Raw genomic sequence first — 18,684 nt, forward strand, 5'->3', positions numbered from 1 at the left:
CTTTGTCAGAGCTCTTGCTCGTTAGACTGCAAACGTTAACCATGAGCCGTTCAGGCTTCACCATACAGATTCTTGATTGTTTCCCTTAACCAAACAATTTTAGGGTTCTGGTTATTGCGTTTGTGCCAAATCATCGTAAATGGAATGAGTAACTTGTGCTGATATTCTTCTGCGATGGGAATAGGTAAGGCGACCAAGTCGGGGTGGAGCTGTTGACAGTATTTCTGACAATACTTTGGTGCCGTGGTGAGCATTTGGTGGCCGGGCTTTTCTGCAACAAACAGCGCTTGTTCGAAACTTGCCATGGTCAGACTAACGTTTCGGGTGTGTCCTTGCTCAGACAGGATTTCATCCAATGCCCAACTGTCATTTTTCTCCCACGTCACATTGATATGGGCATAGCTTAAGAAAGTATCCATATTCCACTCTTGCCTGAGGGCTGGGTGATCTTTACGGATATACACCATAGGTAAATCCGAGAACAGCACTTCGAAATTAATGAAATATGGAAGCAGCTCTAATGATTCTTTAGAGCGTGGGTGACTTTCGCGACCCGTAAAACCGATATCCACTTCACCGCGGGTAATGGCATCTAATGAATCGTAATCCCAGTTATGGAACTTCACCTTAGAGTCTGGATAGGTCTCGTGGATCCGTTTGGTCAGCTCATCGACCATAATCAGCGATAACGGTGATTCGACCCCAAGATGAAACTTAACGCCACTTGGTGCTTCATCCCCTCGGCGCGAAGCGATTTGGTTACCGATCTGCATCCAGTCAGACAAGCTCTCTTGCATGCTTGTGGCAAGAGTTGTCGGCTTCAGGCCCTGCGGCGTGTTCACAAAGAGTGGGTCATCAAACCAATCCCGCAATTTGCCCAAAGACTTGCTTACAGTTGAAGGGGTCACATTCAGTTTTTTGGCTGTTTTGGTGACACTCTGCTCTTGCAGCAATAACTGAAGAGTGAGGAGTAGGTTAAGATCAAGTCGGGCAAGAGATTTCTTCATGAGCTTCACTAACGTTCTGATATGGAAATAATAATATTAGAGAGAGTCCAATAACGCTACTAGCAACTAAGGCTATCAGCAACATCATTACCGGAGACACACCCAGCAGTGCCATTAACCAGATGTATAGGGCTGACCATGACACCTGTGCAATACCAAGCATAGAGCTCGCCAAACCCGCTTTACGTGAGAACAGACTTAACGCCTGACTCATTGCCACACCAAATCCCAGAGAAAAACTCATGCTGATCAGAGCGAAGCCTAGCATATAGAGTGTCGAGCTATCGCCATTCAAGTGAGCCGCGAGAATAACGATAGCCGACACAAAGCTGGTGATTAGCGATGCAAACATCAAGGTCGTCTGTTTGAAATAGGTTAAAGCAATTGGCGCCGAAAACGAGGTTGCCATGCCTACCATCGCAAGTAGTGCCATTGCAGTTGAATACTGGCTTCTGCTAAATCCAAGCGTATCCATGACAATCATTGGTGACGTATTTACATAGCAGAGAATGGCAGTGACACCTAATGAGGTAAAAATGATGCGCGAGATGAAAAAACGGTTAAATAGCGACTCGTTCGAGTCATGACTCATATCTGGATTGACGTGGGCAGTTTTCGGCAACGTCTCTTTCAAAACGAAGCAAGCGATGAAACCTATTGCAATCCCCATTATCGCCATGGCGGTGAACAATACTGGCCACGGAAATTTAATCATGATCAGATGGCCAACCACGGGAGCGAGTACAGGTATAGAGCAGGTAATACCGTTAAGCATTGACAGCACTTTGGCTCGCTTCTGGTCGTCTAATGTGTCGCGCAATATAGCGAAAGCCACCACATAGCAACACGAAGCACCGACACCTTGAAAGAATCGCATGACCAGGAAACTTTCGGTTGTTTCTGCCAAGCCCGCTAGTAATGATGCAAGCGTAAAGATCACTGCTCCGCACATGGCAATAGGCTTACGTCCGAAGCGATCCGCTGCTCGTCCAACAAACACCATGGTCGATGCCATACCAGCAAGGTAGATAGAAAAGGCAATATGAAGTTGTGATTCGCTGGCAGACAGGTCATTGGCAATTTGTGGCAAAGCGACCAAGTAGAGATCTATCGCCGTGGGATAGAGTAATACAAAGGCAAAGCTGCAGAGCAGATATCGGGATACATTATGTGGTCTCATGGCTACCTGATAAACGAAGTGGGTTTACCGGGATGATATGAGACATCGACTAACTTGGCGCGTTACCTTTATGACAACAGGTATTTCCTATCGCGACATGGGTACAGTTTCTTAACGGGACAGACACCATTAAAGAAGTTTCATTTTTGAAGGGACAGACACTATAAATAATATCGGGACAGTCGCTATACATGCTGCCCAGATTCACCGGCAGTAAAGCAGTGCATTACAGTTTAGTCGGTAGTAGCAAGTGATAGTAGGAGCCGACATTAGATGTATTCTAGGCCGGCTCCGGATCTGTTATTTACCTGGTCTATTTCGCTCGATAACGCTGATCGATATTGCTAAAAACAGAATGTCTTTAACTAAGAAAAAGTTGGTAATCAAAACACCGTCAGATACCTTCCACGTGTTTGGGGTAGTGAGCAGAAAGCTTAGCGTGGCAACAAAAATAATCGATGCTGCGAAGCCAGACACGTAAGCAATTTTGGCATGTTTAATACCTATGATAAGTCCAAGAGCGACAATGATTTCTGTTGCACCAATGATATTGGACACCGCTTGAACAGAAATGACGTCATATAGCCAACCCATCGCAAAATGGTTTTCCACAAGTGGCTTGATAAGCTTAGCTTCGGTAGGTGTGAATTTATAGATTCCAATCCAGATCAGAACCAATGAAACCCCAAATACGCCAATAAGGTAGCCAATGTTATCTTTGTTAGAGCTTTTTTCTACAGTATGCATAAGTTAATGTTCCTCATAATCAACATGCACAAGCAGACCCACAAAGCTAAATAAAAATTTCACTGAGAACAGTTACCTAACAAAAAATTAAAGTAACAACTCCATTCTTAGCCTTGCAGGAGCGTTTGATCTTCAGTCTGTAAGCGATAGCTAAGCTCCATACTTCAAAGGGCAGGTACAATTAGCTGCCATAGGAAGACGCTTTTAATACGCATATTATTCCCTTGGGAACGGCATTGTTTGAATTGTATACCTACTCGTTGATTAGATACCGCTTGTTGCGGTGTGTCTCGTTAACATTAATTCAGGTAAGAAATCTAACTATCAAACAGTCAGTCAAAAACACGAGGTGCATTAAATTTAATCATAAATTCAGCACCTTAACTTGATTAACTCGATACTGTGTACCAACCTTATTTCATAAGGATAAAAGGGAACAAGTATGCAACTAACACGCGCGGTTAACAGGGATGTGATTGGCAAGGTGATGGCTCCTTCGATTCTGATTAACCTCTTATCTCTCGCCGTCCCGTTGACGGTTTTACAAATTTACGATCGAATTCTACCCAATCAAAGCTATGGCACAGCAACACTGCTTATTATTGGTGCTTGTACAGCGGTGCTATTAGAAGCTCTGATACGTTATGTACGAAGTTGGTTGCTCTCAGCGGCGGCAAGTAACACTGAGAAAGCTACTTTTGATGCACTGGTATCCTCTGTTGCTAAAGCAAAGGCAAACGATTTACGAATCTTAGGTGCTGCCGGTGTTGATAATGGCTTATCTTCTATATCGAAAGTAAGGGAATGGTATTCGGGCGGGATTGTCGCTGGTTTTATTGATGTTCCTTTTGCTGTTCTTTTTCTGGCTTTGGTCTACTACGTAGGGGATACCTTGGTTCTGGTACCGATCACTGTGTGGGGGCTTGCCAGCTTTATCGTTTGGTTGGCTTCACTGAAATCGAAAAGCTTATCTGATGTTGCCTCTGCTAAAGAAGAGCAAAGAAAAGGGTTTATGTTGTTACTCGGACAAACAGTGCAAGGTATAAAGCGCCAAGCGGTGGAGTCCAGATTATATCGCCAGTTTAAGCAAATGAATGATGCGAGATTCTTATCAAAATCGAGTGAAGAACAGCAAAATGCGTTTGCGCTGGAATTTATCCAATTAGCCTCATTGATGACATCGGTTTTGATAGTAATTTCGGGTAGCCTTTGGGTCTTAGATGGACAGCTTACAACCGGCGGTTTAGCAGCGTGTTCAATTTTGTCAGGACGTGCTGTTGCTCCTCTAAGTGCTCTTATTGGCATGCGTGTAAAGCTAAACACGATTTACGCAGCTAACCGAGCTATCAGTCAGATTCAGAACCTTCGTCAAGATACTATCGATGCTAGTAAAATAGCTGAAGTGAATTCGCTAACCGCCACTAATCTAACAGTTGAACGATATGGGAAAGCTTATACCGTCTCTTTTGAGGTGCAACGTGGCGAGATTATTCATTTATTGAGTGAAGAGCGGCATCTCGATAGTTATGTTGCTGGCGTAATTGCGGGTGTAGATGAAGCACAAAGTGGTGAGTTACTTCTAAATGATGATCCTGTTGACATCGAAGCACTGGCTTATGTTACTTCATATGTCGGGGTAAAAGGGCAGATGGTGAGCGGTTCTCTTCTTGATAACTTGTGCGGTTTTGACCCTGAACGAACCGAAAAAGCGCAACGTTATGCCCAAAAACTAGGCTTAGCGAACAAACTCGCTCAGTTGAGTGAAGGGCTAGAAACGAAAGTAGGGCACTCACTTTCAAGTCCATTAAGTATGGGAAACATTAAGCTTCTTAACTTAGCTACTCAGTTAGCGGCCCCTTCAAGTATTGTTGTTCTTGATAAACCCGATGCATCATTAGATCTAGATGGTTTAGCGGCTCTGAAGCGAGTTCTGAAAGACGAAAAAGCTCAAGGACGAATAGTTATATTGGTTTCATATCATCCAGCTCTCATTGATCTATGCGATCGACAAGTGGTGGTCAACGAACTAACGCTAGAGGGTGCAGCATGATGAATAGTTACGAGCAAGCCAGTATTTCGTTGCTGAAAAAAATGGAAGTCAGCACAAACATTCAGCTGTTTGCTAATCAATGGGTTAAGGAAAATGGTTTGTATAGCGTCGATGAGCTGTTATCACTTTTCGACAGAATTCACCTTCCATATGAGATTGCTCCTAAGCTCCTCCCTGAACATGATTCAAAGCATACGCTTGTTTTTAGTGACGATGAAAATATTGATGTTTTCGATAGGGCTGATGAGGTGACCTGCGATAAGCGCCCTGAGTTTTATTTGGTTGCTTTAGGTCTTCCTTTAGAAAAACATCCGACGGATTGGGTTGGCGAAAGATTCAACGCTTTTAAACCAGTATTATCACGCGTACTTTTGATTAGCTTTTTCACTAATCTATTTGCACTGAGCATTCCATTTATCACTATGGCAATTTATGACCATGTCATAGGGGGAGATGCTGCTCATGAATTGCCAGGCATCGCGATTGGAGCAGGCCTGCTGTTTTTTATGATGGGGTTACTGAGAACTCTGCGCAGCAGAGTATTAGTAAGTCTGACTAATAGACTGAGCAGAGAAGTCTCTCAAGCTATAGTTAAAAAGCTCCTGAACAATTCTTTTGCTCAAAATCTACAAACGACGGCCTCTAACCAACAAAACCAGATCTTACTGTCTGAGCGTGTAGCAGGCATGTTATCCGGTCCTTTAGGCGGTGCCTTATTCGACCTGCCATTCGTGGTGATATTCATTGTTGCGATCGGTATTCTAGGTGGTTGGCTTGTTCTCGTCCCGATTGTTGCTTTAGCACTTTATGCAGTGTTGGCCAAACATGCGACAGCTGCATCCCGCAGAGGTTCCATGCAGTCAACAATTGCGGGTACTAACCGACAAAATCTTATCAATGAAGTTTCTTCAAAACTGATCTATTTACGCAGTTCAGGTTTTGCAGGGCACTGGCTCAAGCGTTTTAACAAGGCGAATTTGCTTGCCTCAAAAGTTGGTTTTGAACAAGCGGTTAAGCAGCATAAATATACCTCTATGTACTATGCGATTTCTTTGTGCTCGACAATTGCTATTATGGGGCTAGGGATTGGCTTGATATTCGAAGATATCCTTAGTCCAGGAGGACTGATAGCGTCAATGATGCTGATTTCCCGTATCACGGGACCGGCACAAATGATGGCAAACAGTGCCTCAAGATTTTCCAGTTATACTCAATCCAAGCAGCAGATTAATCGATTGCTGATGCAACCGTCAGAGCGCGATTTTAGTTACCAGCATCATACTCTTCCTCGTCATGCTCCTTCTATCAAGGTTGAGCAGGTAACCTTGAGGTACCCCAAACAAACACAACCAGCGCTTTCTTCCGTGAGTTTTAATATTGAAGCAGGGGAGGTTGTTGCCATTGCTGGACCTGCTGGATGCGGTAAATCTTCTTTGTTGGAAGTATTGGCGGGTTTGCAGCTAGCGCAAAACGGTACAGTTGAACTTGAAGGCGTCAACCTTACTCAGTATGACTCACAATTGCTTCGACATTGGTGTTTTATTCGAGCTGCCTATCCAGATTTACTCTCTTTGTCAGTAAGAGAGTGGTTATCTGACGGTAACGAGGTGTCCGAGCAGAAAATGCTAGATGCACTTGAGCACGTTGGAGGTAAAGCTTGGTTCGATTCGTTGCCCCATGGACTTGATACGGTGATCAGTTCACTTACCTCTGACAGTTTGTTTGACATTCTATCAGGAACGGTTGCTCAAGTACTTATTGATGCAAAAGCGTTGGTCTATAACTACAAACTGATGTTAATGGATAACCCAGTTCCCGATTCCCACCCTAGAGCCAAGAAGATATTTAGTGAGTTTATAAATAGCAAACGTGGTCAATCGACCGTTATTTTCACCTCTCATGACCCAGACTTAATCAAATTAGCCGATAAAGTAGTGATACTTAACGATGGTGTAGTGGTTTACGCTGGGCCCCTAGAACCCGAGACAGCAGAACAAACGACGAACAGCAAAGAGGTGTCAAATGGCTAAACACGAGTATGGCGAGTTAGTAGAATCTAAATCGACAACCAAGTTACTAGCGATAGCAACGTGGGCTGTCGCGTTATGTGTGATTATATTTGTTGTTTGGTCGCTGATGACTCAAGTTGATGAAATTGCAAAGGCTAAAGGGACAGTTATTCCCGAAGGTGAACGGCAGATTTTACAAAGTGAAATAGGCGGGAAGCTGAAACGTGTATTGGTTAAAGAGGGCGATTTAGTTGAAGCAGGTCAGGCATTGGTTGAGTTTGATGCTACGTTCCAAAGAACAACATTGGACGAGCTTAAGTCTCAGCAAGTGACTTTAGTTCTTTCCATAGAGAGAATGAATGCATTACTGGATCAAAGGGAGCCGGATTTCTCGCTCTATTCCATTGAATACCCTTCTTTGGTCAGTGAACAGCAATCCCAACTGAGCGCACAAAAGGCTTTGTATTATCAACAAAGAGTAGTATTGGAAAAAGACAGTGAGCAGATCGCTGAGCAACTTCGATCAGTGAACAAAGCGTTACCCTCCTATGAGAAGCAGTTACTGGCGACCAAGCAAGAGCTGAATATCTTAGAGAAAGGCTTTAAAGCAGGTAATATTTCTCGTTTGAGAGTACTAGAAATGAGGCAAAAGCTGGCGAGTATTGAGCAGCAAATTGCCGAGGCACGTGGTAAGCGCTCTGTGCTTGAAAGGCAGGCCGCAACAAATGAGCAGAAGATAGAGCAGTTATTGGCAGAAGCTCGGGTAAAAGTGAGCGATGAACGTTCCAAAGCGGTTTCTGACCTTTCTGCGCTTAATGCAAGAGTTCGTTCCAGTGAAGCTAAGGTATCGAATACGGTTGTGACTTCACCGCTAAAAGGTTTAGTACAGAGCGTTCCAAGCACTCAAGTCGGCGGAGTTATTCAGCCTGGAGGGACCGTGGTGGAGATTGTTCCATTGACAGGTAAGGCTGATTTTAAAGCGAAACTTTCGCCTCGAGATATTGGTTTTGTTCGTCAAGGGCAACCAGTTCGTGTCAAAGTAGATGCATTCGATTACAGTCGTTTTGGTGCGTTGCGCGGAGAAGTTGATAAGATTTCGCCAACGACGAGTCAAAATGAACGCGGCGAGATTTATTATGAAGTGGTTATCTCAGTCGATAAGCCCTACTTCCATGATGATCCTGAAAGGTTCGCCATTTTACCTGGTATGACAGGTGAAGCGGATATTACTACGGGCGAAAAGTCGGTGTTTCAGTATCTCTGGAAACCCATTTATACCAACGTGAGTGTTGCATTCGGTGAGCGCTAATTTTCCGCGCTAGTAAAAAGAAAAAGAGCAGCGACTAGCTGCTCTTTGATTTTATGATTTGGTCTCAATAGGGGTCAATAAAATTACTTGGATCAGCGTGGTCATGATGTTCATCTGGGCTGATGAGATCCTTATGTTTGCCATCATCATGTTCAACACCATGCTCGCCGGCTTGTGCGAGGTCAACGTCAGAGTTATGGGTATCAAGAGAGTGGTCTAAATTCTGATCTTGGGCGAGTACGATATCAATGTCATCGGGTAAAACGGGTTGTGGCGATGTATCAGTTGACTCAGTTGTGACTTGAAGCCCAAGTGCAGATAGGTAAGCCGCTGCTCCATGGTCAGAGTGAGAAGCATCATCGTAAGTAAAAGCCATATCAACCGACAACGGTTGGTCAATTTCTTCATCTGATTGACCGAATACTGGCGGAGGAGGTGGTGGTGGAGCTAAGGGAGACACATCAATACCAGTTAGGGTTGTCATATCAATGTGGTGTCCGCTACTTCCGTGAACTGACTGGGAATGCAAATGCAGGTGAACAGCAACTTGGGAGTTTTGTGAGCCGTCTAGGGTCAAAACAAAGGAGTCGGTTTCATCGGTGCCCGATCCATAGCTTCCCCCGCCATGGGTTTTGATTACACCAGACGATGAGCTGTAATCGTAATCCAGATGTCCAGTTTGAGGGTCAACATGAAGGGTACCAAATTGACCTTGTAGGCTAGTCACAACATGACCCCCACCAGTTAATATTCCCCAACCATTTCCGCTATGGTGCTGAGGAGGCTGTCCAACGGATGTATGAAGGTCTTGGTTACCAGGTCCGCCTGTTATGTGAGCTGGTGCGACCAAAGTTGGTACTGGCTGAGTATCAGTATGACCATTAATTACGATCTGAACTTCTTTTGAAGCGGTGCCTCCATGCCCATCTGCCACGTTAATCGTAAACTTGTCTGTGATGGTATCACCATCGTTTAGCGCATTAACATCAGGATTACCATCATTTAGTTGATAGTTCCAGGTGCGAGTTTGGTCATCATAGATAACATGACCATATTTGGGTTGGTGCTGTGCATCAATCGAAACAGACAGATGATCATTATGATCCACATCAGAGATTAGAACTGAGTCACTGATGCTGTGCCCTGAGTCTTCATCGATGGTGTGGACCGTTGTTTGGCTGGTTATTGTAGGAGCATCGTTACTCCCATGAATAGTGACTGTGATAACGTGTTTATCTCCACCTGCCCCTTGTACTTCATACTGTACTTGCTGGCTTTCGCCTTCACTAAGATGCTGTACATTGGCATTCGGGACGCTGTAGGTCCAATCGCCAGCTTTGCCTATTGAAAGAGACCCTCCGTACGGGTCGTGAATGGCATGAGCGCTATGCGTTGCATGAAAATGGTCTTGAGCTGTATCTGGGTCGGATATATTGAGTACACCAGTAGTGAAGATTGTTCTTGGGGTGTTGCCTTGGACATGCACATCCTCTGTGACGCTCCCGGTGTCTGCCCCGGAAAAAGAAGCAACGTCGTTTTTTGCAGTCAGGATAGTAGTTGCTCCTGTATGTGTGACGCCTCCGTGGGCGTCTTTCACATCATAGGTAAATTGTACATTCCCGTTGTAATCCTTATCTGGAGTGAATGTGTAAGTGCCATCGTGATTATCGCGAACCGTACCGTGGTCTGCCTGTAGGTTATCAACGGTGAGTCGACCGACATCGTTGTTATCTATGTCATGACTATGCGCGAGTAACTCCGCTTGAGTTAATGTGAGTGGACTATCTTCAGTCCCGGTTGCTAATTGAACTTGCGAGGTTACGAGCGGGTTATCATTCGAACCGTGGATGGTGACCGTAACGACCTGACTGGCACTGCCATCTTTGGAGGTGATAGTGAATGACTCAGTGAACGATTCGCCGCTACCAAGGTTCTGTACTTCCGAAGAATTGTTATCAATCGTGTAAGACCAACTCCCTGAACGGCTGACCCAAAAATGTCCTCCATGAGCAGTGGTTTCGCTGTGCGCGATAGCTTGAGCATCATCATGATCTGGGTCGTGTACACGAATAAGCCCGCCAGCATATAGCTTCGTCGGGTCACTGAAACTGGTTCTATCTTCGTATAAGTTTGGATTAACAGGCAACAGGTTAGGATCAACGACTTCTAAATAGGCTTGATTATCCTCACCATGAATAGTCACAGTAATATCTTTAGTTTGTCCGTCAGAGGTTTTGACCTGAAAGTGCTCAGTAAGTGATTCGCCAGTTTTTAATTCATTGACAGCGTAATGTGCGTGATGATTACGAGCAGGATCTACGTAGTAACGGTAATCTCCATCTGGCCAGATGGTTAACACACCGACGTTCTGCGAGCCTTGAATAATATCAAACACAAACTGAGCCTTATTATGGCTGTCTGGGTCTTGAAGCGCTATATGACCGGAGTAATCCGAGATTCTTTGATAAGTCTTAAGTGCTTCCCCTTCAGTGAGGTCAATATTGGAGGAAACGACTTGAGCTTTGTCATCAGTGCCTATGACCGTGATCGTTGCAGTTTGTGCCGTAGCAGCACCGTGAGAGTCGGTGACCTGATAGTGGAAGATGATGGTTTCTTTTTCACCAGCGGCTAAATGCTGGAATGTTGAAGAGGTCGCATCGACTAACAATGTGTGTCCGTCTTTCGCAAAACCAACCCCAGGTGGTAATGCGCCGTTATGGCCTTGATAGTTGCACTGAATTTGACCGATCGACAGCGCATCACCTTCTTGATCTGTTGCGCCTTGTAAAAGATCCAGTTGATGATGGCTATCGCTGTCTTCTTTCACGCTATCGGTGAGTGGTGTGACAATTGGGGCATCATTTGTCCCAGTAATCGTGATGGTCAGATTTTCAGTGGCACTTGCATGATGTTCGTCGGTCACAGTTACCGGTATTGTCAGAGTTTGTACCTGACCAACTTGCAAGTGTTGGTAACTAGGGTGGCCTGGGTCAAAAGCGTAGCTGCCATCCGCGTTTAGAGTGAGTCCATCCACTCTCTGAGCAATCGAATAGGTCAACTTTGCATTATGGTCAATATCGTTGGCGATCATTTGTCCCGATAGTACTGCACCATCTTCAGTTACGGTATGATGCTGTGCTGATAACGTCGGTGCATCATTGCTACCATGGATGGTGACTTGAATGGTGAAAATAGTGCCATCTTGAGATTTGATAGTGCACTCATCGGTAATGGTTTCACCTTGGCTAAGGGTTTGAATCAAAGGTTGATGGTCTTTGATGGTGTAGGTGTAATTGCCATCTTGCTGTAGAAGGACATGTCCACCGAGTTTGGTGTCGTAGCCTATGCCCTGATAGGTTTGCGAACCTAGGTTAATATCAAACTGAGCTTCACCTTTATCTGGATCCACTATATTAAGCTTCCCATCAAAATGAAGGTTGTCGTGGGTATCAATGTAACTGCGATCTTCAGTGACCCCTGCTTGATGCTGATCAGAAATCGCGTAGCTAATATGTGCATTGTCGGGCGTTGGCGTTAACGTCAGGGATGCCCCTGTTGGTGTTGTACCTCCATGGGCATCTTTGACGTCATAAAGGAAATGGACGGGACCGTTATAATCTTTGTCGGGGGTAAAGGTGTAAGTACCGTCTTGATTATCAAGAATGGTCCCATGGTCTGCACGTAGATTAGCGATGCTAAGCTTACCAGCATCATTGGTATCTACATCGAGACTGTGCGAAAGTAATTCAGCCTGAGTAATGGTTTGCTGTAAGTCTTCTTTTCCTGAGTTAAGCTGAACTTGGCCCGAAACATACGGTGAGTCATTATCACCATGTATAGTAATTACAATGTCGTGGGTAGTTCCATCAGCGCTACGAATAGTGATTGTGTCGGTGAGTTGTTCACCATTGCCCAAAGCGTCAATTTTCCTTCCGACAGGGCTGTTACCAACGTCCGCGTAGTAACTCCAATTACCATTTTTTTGGAGTATCAATCGCCCGTACTGACCAAAGTACTGATAGTGGGGGGCATTGTTATCGAAGTGCGCTTCCCCTGAATCTTGGTCTATGATCGTTAGTTTTCCAGATGTATGAATACTATCGTTCCATAGGTGGGAGGTATTACCTCTTTGATAGTCGGGCGATCTGTCGGCATAAATCGATTCATACACATCCCCTGTGTCGGTACCTGTTATCTGAGCACCGTCATTGGTCCCGGTAATTGCTATTTCGAGGTTTTGAGTGGTGCTTGCCCCATGCTCATCAGTCACCGTTACAGGAATAGTGAGTGTTTGAGTCTGGCCTTGAACCAAATGTTGATAAGCAGAATGAGTGGGGTCGAAACGATAACTACCGTCCGAGCTTAACGTTAATCCGTCGATTGGGTTAGCTATCGAATACGTCAAGACGGCGTTGTTGTCGATATCTTTACCAACCATCTGTCCTGACAACTGTGCACCATCTTCATCCACAGAGTGAGACTGAGCTTGTAGTGATGGTGCATCGTTGTTTCCCTTAACGTCAATCGTGATCGAGTGAGTTGTGCCATCTGCAGACCGAACAGTAAATACTTCTTGGCGGTGTTCAGTTTGGTTGAGGTGCTGAATTTCAGGCTTATTGTTGTCGAGAATATAGTACCATGAACCGTCGGAAGTTAACTCTAAATGGCCAAACAGACCGGTTTGTTGGGTTGCTATAAAGTGATCTTGATTCGCATCAGGATCCACTATTGACAGCTGTCCGGTGATTGAGGTTTGTTTATCTTCGGTAACGGAACCTAAACCACCGGTAATGGATGCGTTGTCGTCAGTGCCTCCAATCGACATATTAACAACTTGGGGGGTTCCGTCTTTGGTGTGAATGACAAACGATTCGTGAAGAGAAGTTTGCGACGTTAATGCTTGAATGTTGGCCTGTGAGTTTTGGACTAGGTACTGCCAGTGACCTTGTGAATCTATGGATAGCGTACCGTATTTGCCGATTATGGTTTCTGGCTGAACTGCACTCTGGTCGTGGTCTGGGTCGACGACATCAATTTTGCCAGCCGTGCTGATTAATCCATTCGAGTCGACATTGTGATCTTCAGTAACGCTACCTTGGAGAACTCCAGAGATCTTCGGCGCGTCTTGATGACCCTGTACGGGGATCTGGACAAGTATTTGAGCCCCATTTGATAGATGAAGAGTAAAGGTGTCGGTCCCAGGCTCGTTCTTATGGAGCAATACGTAAGCTGGAGCAGTTGGATTAAGAGTAAATGTATAGTGGCCATCAGTTGTTACATGTAACGAGCCATACTTACCTTTGATTGTTTCATCAATATAAGTAACGGGTGTTTGTGTAGTAGGCTGGGGATTTGTATGTGGTGCCGGTTGCTGTATTACGGGCATATTAGGTATTGGAGTACTGGACGTGTGACCGATAACGCGATGAACCATCGGGTGAAGCTTGGTCGATAAATGATGAGACGAATTTAGAGACACGGTGACATGGGCATTGTCGGTTATGTCAGTTTCAACGACTGTGTCACCCATAGGCTCTGGAGTTTGCTTAACCAGACTATCTGACGTTTCATTGCTTGCTACAACTGCGCTGCTTATTTCAGCAGGAGAAGGCTGATCAGGACTTCCACTGGTGCGATTGTCATCGTTTAAAACGTTCGTTTGGTCTTCGCTGCTTAATGCCAGTGAAGGCAAAATCATAGCGAGCTCTTGGGGAATAGGAACGTTGACGTTTAATTGAGGGAACAGTCGTGTTTTCTTGATCTTCTCACGAGATGAATTTCTGTTAGTCGGTGTTTCAGAATGTGGATGCTTGTTGTCACCAGTCGTCATTGATGTACCCTGCGCTTATGAAATTGGTCTTCTTTCATTAAAGTACAGAATATGGTTGTGTGCTAACTTTGTAACTCACTAAAATTATTAAAGTTAGTGGTTTCAGAGCCAAGCCGTCAATTTATGTCTAATGCAATTCAACTGGCATTAAAAAATGGTACTGTAAATTGCAATCCGAACAAGTGGTCTTAATGACTTTTTCTATGAACATAACCCACAACCGTGAACCCAAGCGTGATGACAAAGCTGGCCCATATCGCTTTTGAGGGTGAGCCATCAGCAAGGTAGCCGGCAAATGTGCTGCCGATGGACACCGCTGCGATTTTCAGAGCTGCGATCCACATAAAGACCTGTGAAGAACTTTCGCTTGGTGCGTAGTCAACCCTTGCAGCCAGGCTCGCGGCGAAGAAAAGTGCGTTGGTAACGCCACAGATGAAGAAGGCGCCAAGTCCCAACTCATAGCCGGTCGAAATCGAAACCAGTAGCAGACCACACGATACACCAATCGCAGATAAGATCATGAGCTGTTCGGGCTCTTTTTGACTAGGGAAGCGTATCAAACAAAGTGCACCTACGAGATTTCCGATACCATAAAAAGAAACCAGCGTTGCTGAGCTAGCCTGAGTTTGTCCCCATTGTTCAGCCAGAAAGATCGCACAAACTGGCAGCGCCGCTAAAGAAAATGAGGTGGCAACGGTCAGATACATGGTGCGGGTCAGTGGACCTATGCTGATAATTTGTTGTGCGACCTTGGCTATACTCGGCACGGATGTGGACTGACTATTATGATGGCTATTCACTGGCAGCCTCATAATCAACAGGGAACTTATCAAAGGAAACAGAGCGATTGATATCAGTGCTGACTGTGTGTCACTGATGTTGGTTAACCCTGCAACCACCATGGGGCCTAACGTACCGCCGACGGCGTAGCTGCAAACATCCCATGCGTGTGCTTTTCTTCTCATCGCATAGTTTGAACTAAATAAGCCATTCAACAATCCACTGATCCCTCCCATCAGGTAAGGGGCAGAACCACCACAAATGATCAGTAACAGCATTATCGCGGATAGAGTTAGATGCTGGAAGAAGAGGGCTGTAGCGAGCATGAACACACTATAGACACATGCCGCTGCGATGATCAGTTTTCTTGAATCACGCGCCATATCTAACCAACGTCCCCATATAGGACCAAGTAGATGCGGGGCGCTCAGACAAGCGGCAAGTATGCCCATTTGATGACTCAGCACCCCATTCTCAGACGCGAGGAGCAATACACCGACAATGGCAGCACCTGTTGCCGTTCTGGCAAAGCAAGCCAGACTGAAGTACAGATACAACAAGGTCTTATCATTGTGAGCCTTTGCTGTGGTGCTACGAATATTGTCCATATGTTTCTCCTTACTGTGAGCGCTATGCGAGTTCCAGCTCTGAAATCAGTTTTTGTACAACGAGCTTGGATTCACTGTTTAGTCCGGTCAAAGGAGCGGGTAGACACGGGGATTCGGCATAGCCCAATAGTTCAGCAGCACTTGCCATTACACGCATTCCACCGAGGTTATCTGAGAACAGTTGCCACAGCTGGTCATATTTTTGCGAGAGTTGTTTCGCTTGCTCAGGGGGGCAGAGCTTTGCTTGCTCAAACAGATGTTGAGCCGTTCTTGGGAACAAACCTGCCAGAACGGAATACCAAACATCACATCCGGACTGAATGCCATTAGCAGCAAAGGCGTCACCACTAACGCCAATCGTGACATTGTCTGGTACTAGTTTTTTTAGCTGTTGAACTCTGCGTTGGCCCTGTTCGTCAAATTGCATCCCAGGGAACTTGATTGACTGCACCATTTTCAGCTTTGCGATCTCTGCATGGAGCTGGTCACTAAAGGTAAAGTGAGTGGCGGCTGGGTTGTCATATACACAAACCGGGACCGAAACACTTTCAGATACTCGGCGATAGAGTTCATAGACTTCTTCATCGAATAGGCGTTGATAAGAAATAGGCGCGAGTAAAAGCCCTTTGGCTCCGAGCTGCTCCGCTTGTTCAGCATTCGCGAGCACATCCCTTAGTCGCAGAGACCCGATGCCGACCAAGACGGGAATATCTCCGGCCATTTCGACAGCCGTTGAGATCGCATGATGTTTTTCTTGCGCGTTTAAATACGGGTATAAACCTGTCGAGCCTAACGCACATATAGAGTCTACTTGTGCATCGATTAATCGACCTAGAACCTGACTATAGGCGGTAACATCAACTCGTTCATCCGACATTGGGGTAATAGGGAAAGCACTGATTCCATTAAATATCATAGATAAATTCCTTTCATTACGTGTGTTTACAGAGTGCTATGAGACAATAATGAAAAAACCACTAACAAGTGATATCTTAGTCATAGTCATAAAACTTTATTGTCATAGTTCGATATAAACATTGTCATAGGACAAAGATGAAAGTCAAGATAAAAGGGCAAACCGGACAGGAATTATTTGAGTCTGTCCGTTGTTTAATTGCGTCGGGAGAGCTCAAAGAGGGGGACGCGCTGCCTCCTGTAAGAGAGCTCGCAGCAGAAGTCGGTGTCAACAGAAATACTGTTGCAGGCGTATATCAACGCCTTGTAAAGTCTGGGCTCGCCGAGACTAAAGGCCGTTTAGGGACGCGTGTGAAATCTCGCCAGTCATCCCAACAACAAGACGGCATAACAGAAACGAAATTAATGGATCTTGCTGACGGTAATCTCCGTAAAGAGTGGTTTCCAAGCCTTGACCAATTAGCCGCAAAAGCGCAATTAAGACAGTTTGTGTATGGTGAAGCGCCAATTTTGCCTGAAATTGAGCGGTTTGGTCGTGAATGGTTCAAGGACATATGTCCACCCAATATGGGCCTTTCGATAACAAGTGGCGCGGTTGATTCATTGGAACGCCTGATGTCGGCCCATCTATTACCCGGTGATCAAGTTATAGTCGAAGACCCTTGTTATCTGGGGTCATCGACGGCAATCAAGTTGGCAGGTATGCATCCGGTCGGAGTTAGCATTGACTCTGATGGGATGGTCGCCGATGAACTTGAATCAAAACTCAGCAAAGGTGCTCGAGCGGTGCTGATTACCCCGAGAGCGCACAACCCGACGGGATGTTGTTATAGCAAACAACGAGCAGAGGCGATTCGAGAAGTGCTCAGTCGTTATCCAAATGTACTGGTGTTAATCGATGATCACTACGCATTACTTGCTGAGCAACCTTATTACAATTTAATTGCTGAAAACTCAATGTATTGGGGTGTTTTCCGTTCAGTCTCAAAAGGGCTGGGGCCGGATCTCAGGCTTGCTTTCGTAGCGGCTGATCCAGTAACAACGGAACGCCTTCAAAGCCGACTGACTATTGGTATGAACTGGGTGAGTCGCATCCTGCAATCTTTAGTTATCACCGCCCTGAAATCTGACAGCATCGACCAGCAGCTTCAGGTGATGAGCCAACACTGCAGACAAAGGAACCAATGGTTGATTGAAGCACTTGAAGCGAATGGATTATCAATTCAAGGTCCTGTTGAAGGCGTAAATTTGTGGGTTCCGGTCAATGGTGACCCGCAAGCCAGCGCGTACGAGCTATCTAAGCATGGTTGGTTGGTGAGACCGGGTAGTCAGTTTGACATTGACGGAAAAGCGCTTGGACTACGAGTGACGACAACTAAACTCAGCCAAGAGCTTGCTTTGCAGTTAGCCAAAGATATCGTGTCTGCCTGTACTTAACTAAAGACGACGGTTTTCTGTGAGTCAGCCATAGGTAGTGAGCTTGAACCGGGTACCGTTTCAGCTCATTCTTATGGTGTGTGTCCCTATAAATTTATCTATAAAGCGAGCTCAAGTAGCTCGCTTTATACTGCCATACGATCGACTATAAACTTTACCAGTTGTTGGGTTAGATAAGAGTGATAGCTTATCGAGCGGTAGTGAATGTAAACGGTAAGTGGCTCTAACTGATGGTCGAGTGTCTGCTCAATTAATCTACCAGACTCAATTTCTTCAGCACAAAACAGCTTGGGCAACGCCACAAAGCCAAGTCCTCGTAATGCGCACGCTTTCGCAATAAATCCGCCGTCTACTTTAATGTTTGATTTTGGATCAAATGGTCTGAGTTGATTAGATTCTGTCTCGAGAAATCGCCACGGACTTCCATCAAATGCTTTGTAGCTTGAGATGCAAGGTAACGATTCCAACTCAGATAAGCTTTGGGGAGAAATCTTCTCTGAAATAGATGTAACTCAGATGACATCGAACCTCGAACTAACAGTTATGAATGGTGATTTGGACTTTAGTATCGCTCCACTTGAAGAATGGACGAATATTGAATCAGCATTTAGATCATTAAAACTCATCGAACTTAAAGGCGTATCGCATACGCCTATGTTGGAAAACCCGCAACAATTTTGTCGACATGATGCTCAGTATTCACAAACTGAAAAATTAAAGGGACAGACACTATTACGATGTGGTGTAGACGCAGGATTCGTCGAATGGTTGTGAATTGAATTGATGACAAGACTGCACTATAAATGAATGTC

Annotated in this window: 12 protein-coding genes; 5 read left to right on the forward strand and 7 right to left on the reverse strand. The window is 45.2% G+C overall.

Features of this window, described 5'->3' with window-relative positions; all coding sequences use genetic code 11:
- Positions 1-50: 50 nt before the first annotated feature.
- The 3 genes from yidZ to RH46_RS18870 all read right to left on the reverse strand — a co-directional run bounded on the left by yidZ (position 51) and on the right by RH46_RS18870 (position 2,934).
- Positions 51-1,007, reverse strand: coding sequence for an HTH-type transcriptional regulator YidZ (yidZ, locus tag RH46_RS18860; protein WP_006881122.1), 957 nt, complete (start codon positions 1,005-1,007; stop codon positions 51-53).
- Positions 982-2,187 (reverse strand): MFS transporter, encoded by a 1,206-nt coding sequence (locus tag RH46_RS18865; protein WP_040896244.1) that lies wholly within the window; start codon positions 2,185-2,187, stop codon positions 982-984. Before RH46_RS18865 ends, yidZ begins: the two co-directional genes overlap by 26 nt.
- 300 nt (positions 2,188-2,487) lie before the next feature.
- On the reverse strand, positions 2,488-2,934 hold the full coding sequence (locus tag RH46_RS18870) for a DUF417 family protein (RefSeq protein ID WP_006881124.1): 447 nt from the start codon (positions 2,932-2,934) through the stop codon (positions 2,488-2,490).
- Between the two features lie 442 nt (positions 2,935-3,376).
- Here RH46_RS18870 and RH46_RS18875 point away from each other — a divergent pair, with 442 nt between their 5' ends.
- The 3 genes from RH46_RS18875 to RH46_RS18885 are packed head-to-tail and all read left to right on the forward strand — an operon-like array spanning position 3,377 to position 8,302.
- Positions 3,377-4,984, forward strand: a complete 1,608-nt coding sequence (locus RH46_RS18875) for an ATP-binding cassette domain-containing protein (protein WP_006881125.1) — start codon at positions 3,377-3,379, stop codon at positions 4,982-4,984.
- Positions 4,981-7,014, forward strand: a complete 2,034-nt coding sequence (locus RH46_RS18880) for an ATP-binding cassette domain-containing protein (protein ID WP_006881126.1) — start codon at positions 4,981-4,983, stop codon at positions 7,012-7,014. The genes RH46_RS18875 and RH46_RS18880 overlap by 4 nt, the downstream gene beginning before the upstream one ends.
- Positions 7,007-8,302 (forward strand): HlyD family type I secretion periplasmic adaptor subunit, encoded by a 1,296-nt coding sequence (locus tag RH46_RS18885; protein ID WP_006881127.1) that lies wholly within the window; start codon positions 7,007-7,009, stop codon positions 8,300-8,302. The genes RH46_RS18880 and RH46_RS18885 overlap by 8 nt, the downstream gene beginning before the upstream one ends.
- A gap of 64 nt (positions 8,303-8,366) precedes the next feature.
- Here RH46_RS18885 and RH46_RS18890 read toward each other — a convergent pair whose 3' ends face one another.
- The 3 genes from RH46_RS18890 to RH46_RS18900 form a co-directional block, all read right to left on the reverse strand.
- Entirely contained in the window at positions 8,367-14,132 is a 5,766-nt protein-coding gene (locus tag RH46_RS18890; RefSeq protein WP_006881128.1) for a VCBS domain-containing protein, read from the reverse strand.
- A gap of 188 nt (positions 14,133-14,320) precedes the next feature.
- On the reverse strand, positions 14,321-15,520 hold the full coding sequence (locus tag RH46_RS18895) for an MFS transporter (protein ID WP_006881129.1): 1,200 nt from the start codon (positions 15,518-15,520) through the stop codon (positions 14,321-14,323).
- A gap of 22 nt (positions 15,521-15,542) precedes the next feature.
- Positions 15,543-16,436 carry a dihydrodipicolinate synthase family protein gene (locus RH46_RS18900; protein ID WP_006881130.1) on the reverse strand — a complete coding sequence of 298 codons (894 nt, stop codon included), beginning with the start codon at positions 16,434-16,436 and terminating at the stop codon, positions 15,543-15,545.
- Between the two features lie 137 nt (positions 16,437-16,573).
- Here RH46_RS18900 and RH46_RS18905 point away from each other — a divergent pair, with 137 nt between their 5' ends.
- Positions 16,574-17,872 carry an aminotransferase class I/II-fold pyridoxal phosphate-dependent enzyme gene (locus RH46_RS18905; protein ID WP_006881131.1) on the forward strand — a complete coding sequence of 433 codons (1,299 nt, stop codon included), beginning with the start codon at positions 16,574-16,576 and terminating at the stop codon, positions 17,870-17,872.
- Between the two features lie 125 nt (positions 17,873-17,997).
- On the opposite strand, the gene RH46_RS18910 is transcribed toward RH46_RS18905, so the two are convergent.
- Entirely contained in the window at positions 17,998-18,339 is a 342-nt protein-coding gene (locus RH46_RS18910; protein WP_050789251.1) for a LysR substrate-binding domain-containing protein, read from the reverse strand.
- On the opposite strand from RH46_RS18910, the gene RH46_RS18915 reads away from it, so the two are divergent.
- Positions 18,320-18,646, forward strand: a complete 327-nt coding sequence (locus tag RH46_RS18915; RefSeq protein ID WP_006881133.1) for an alpha/beta fold hydrolase — start codon at positions 18,320-18,322, stop codon at positions 18,644-18,646. The genes RH46_RS18910 and RH46_RS18915 overlap by 20 nt on opposite strands.
- Positions 18,647-18,684 lie beyond the last annotated feature (38 nt).

The organism is Vibrio brasiliensis LMG 20546 (assembly GCF_000189255.1).
GTDB lineage: Bacteria > Pseudomonadota > Gammaproteobacteria > Enterobacterales > Vibrionaceae > Vibrio > Vibrio brasiliensis.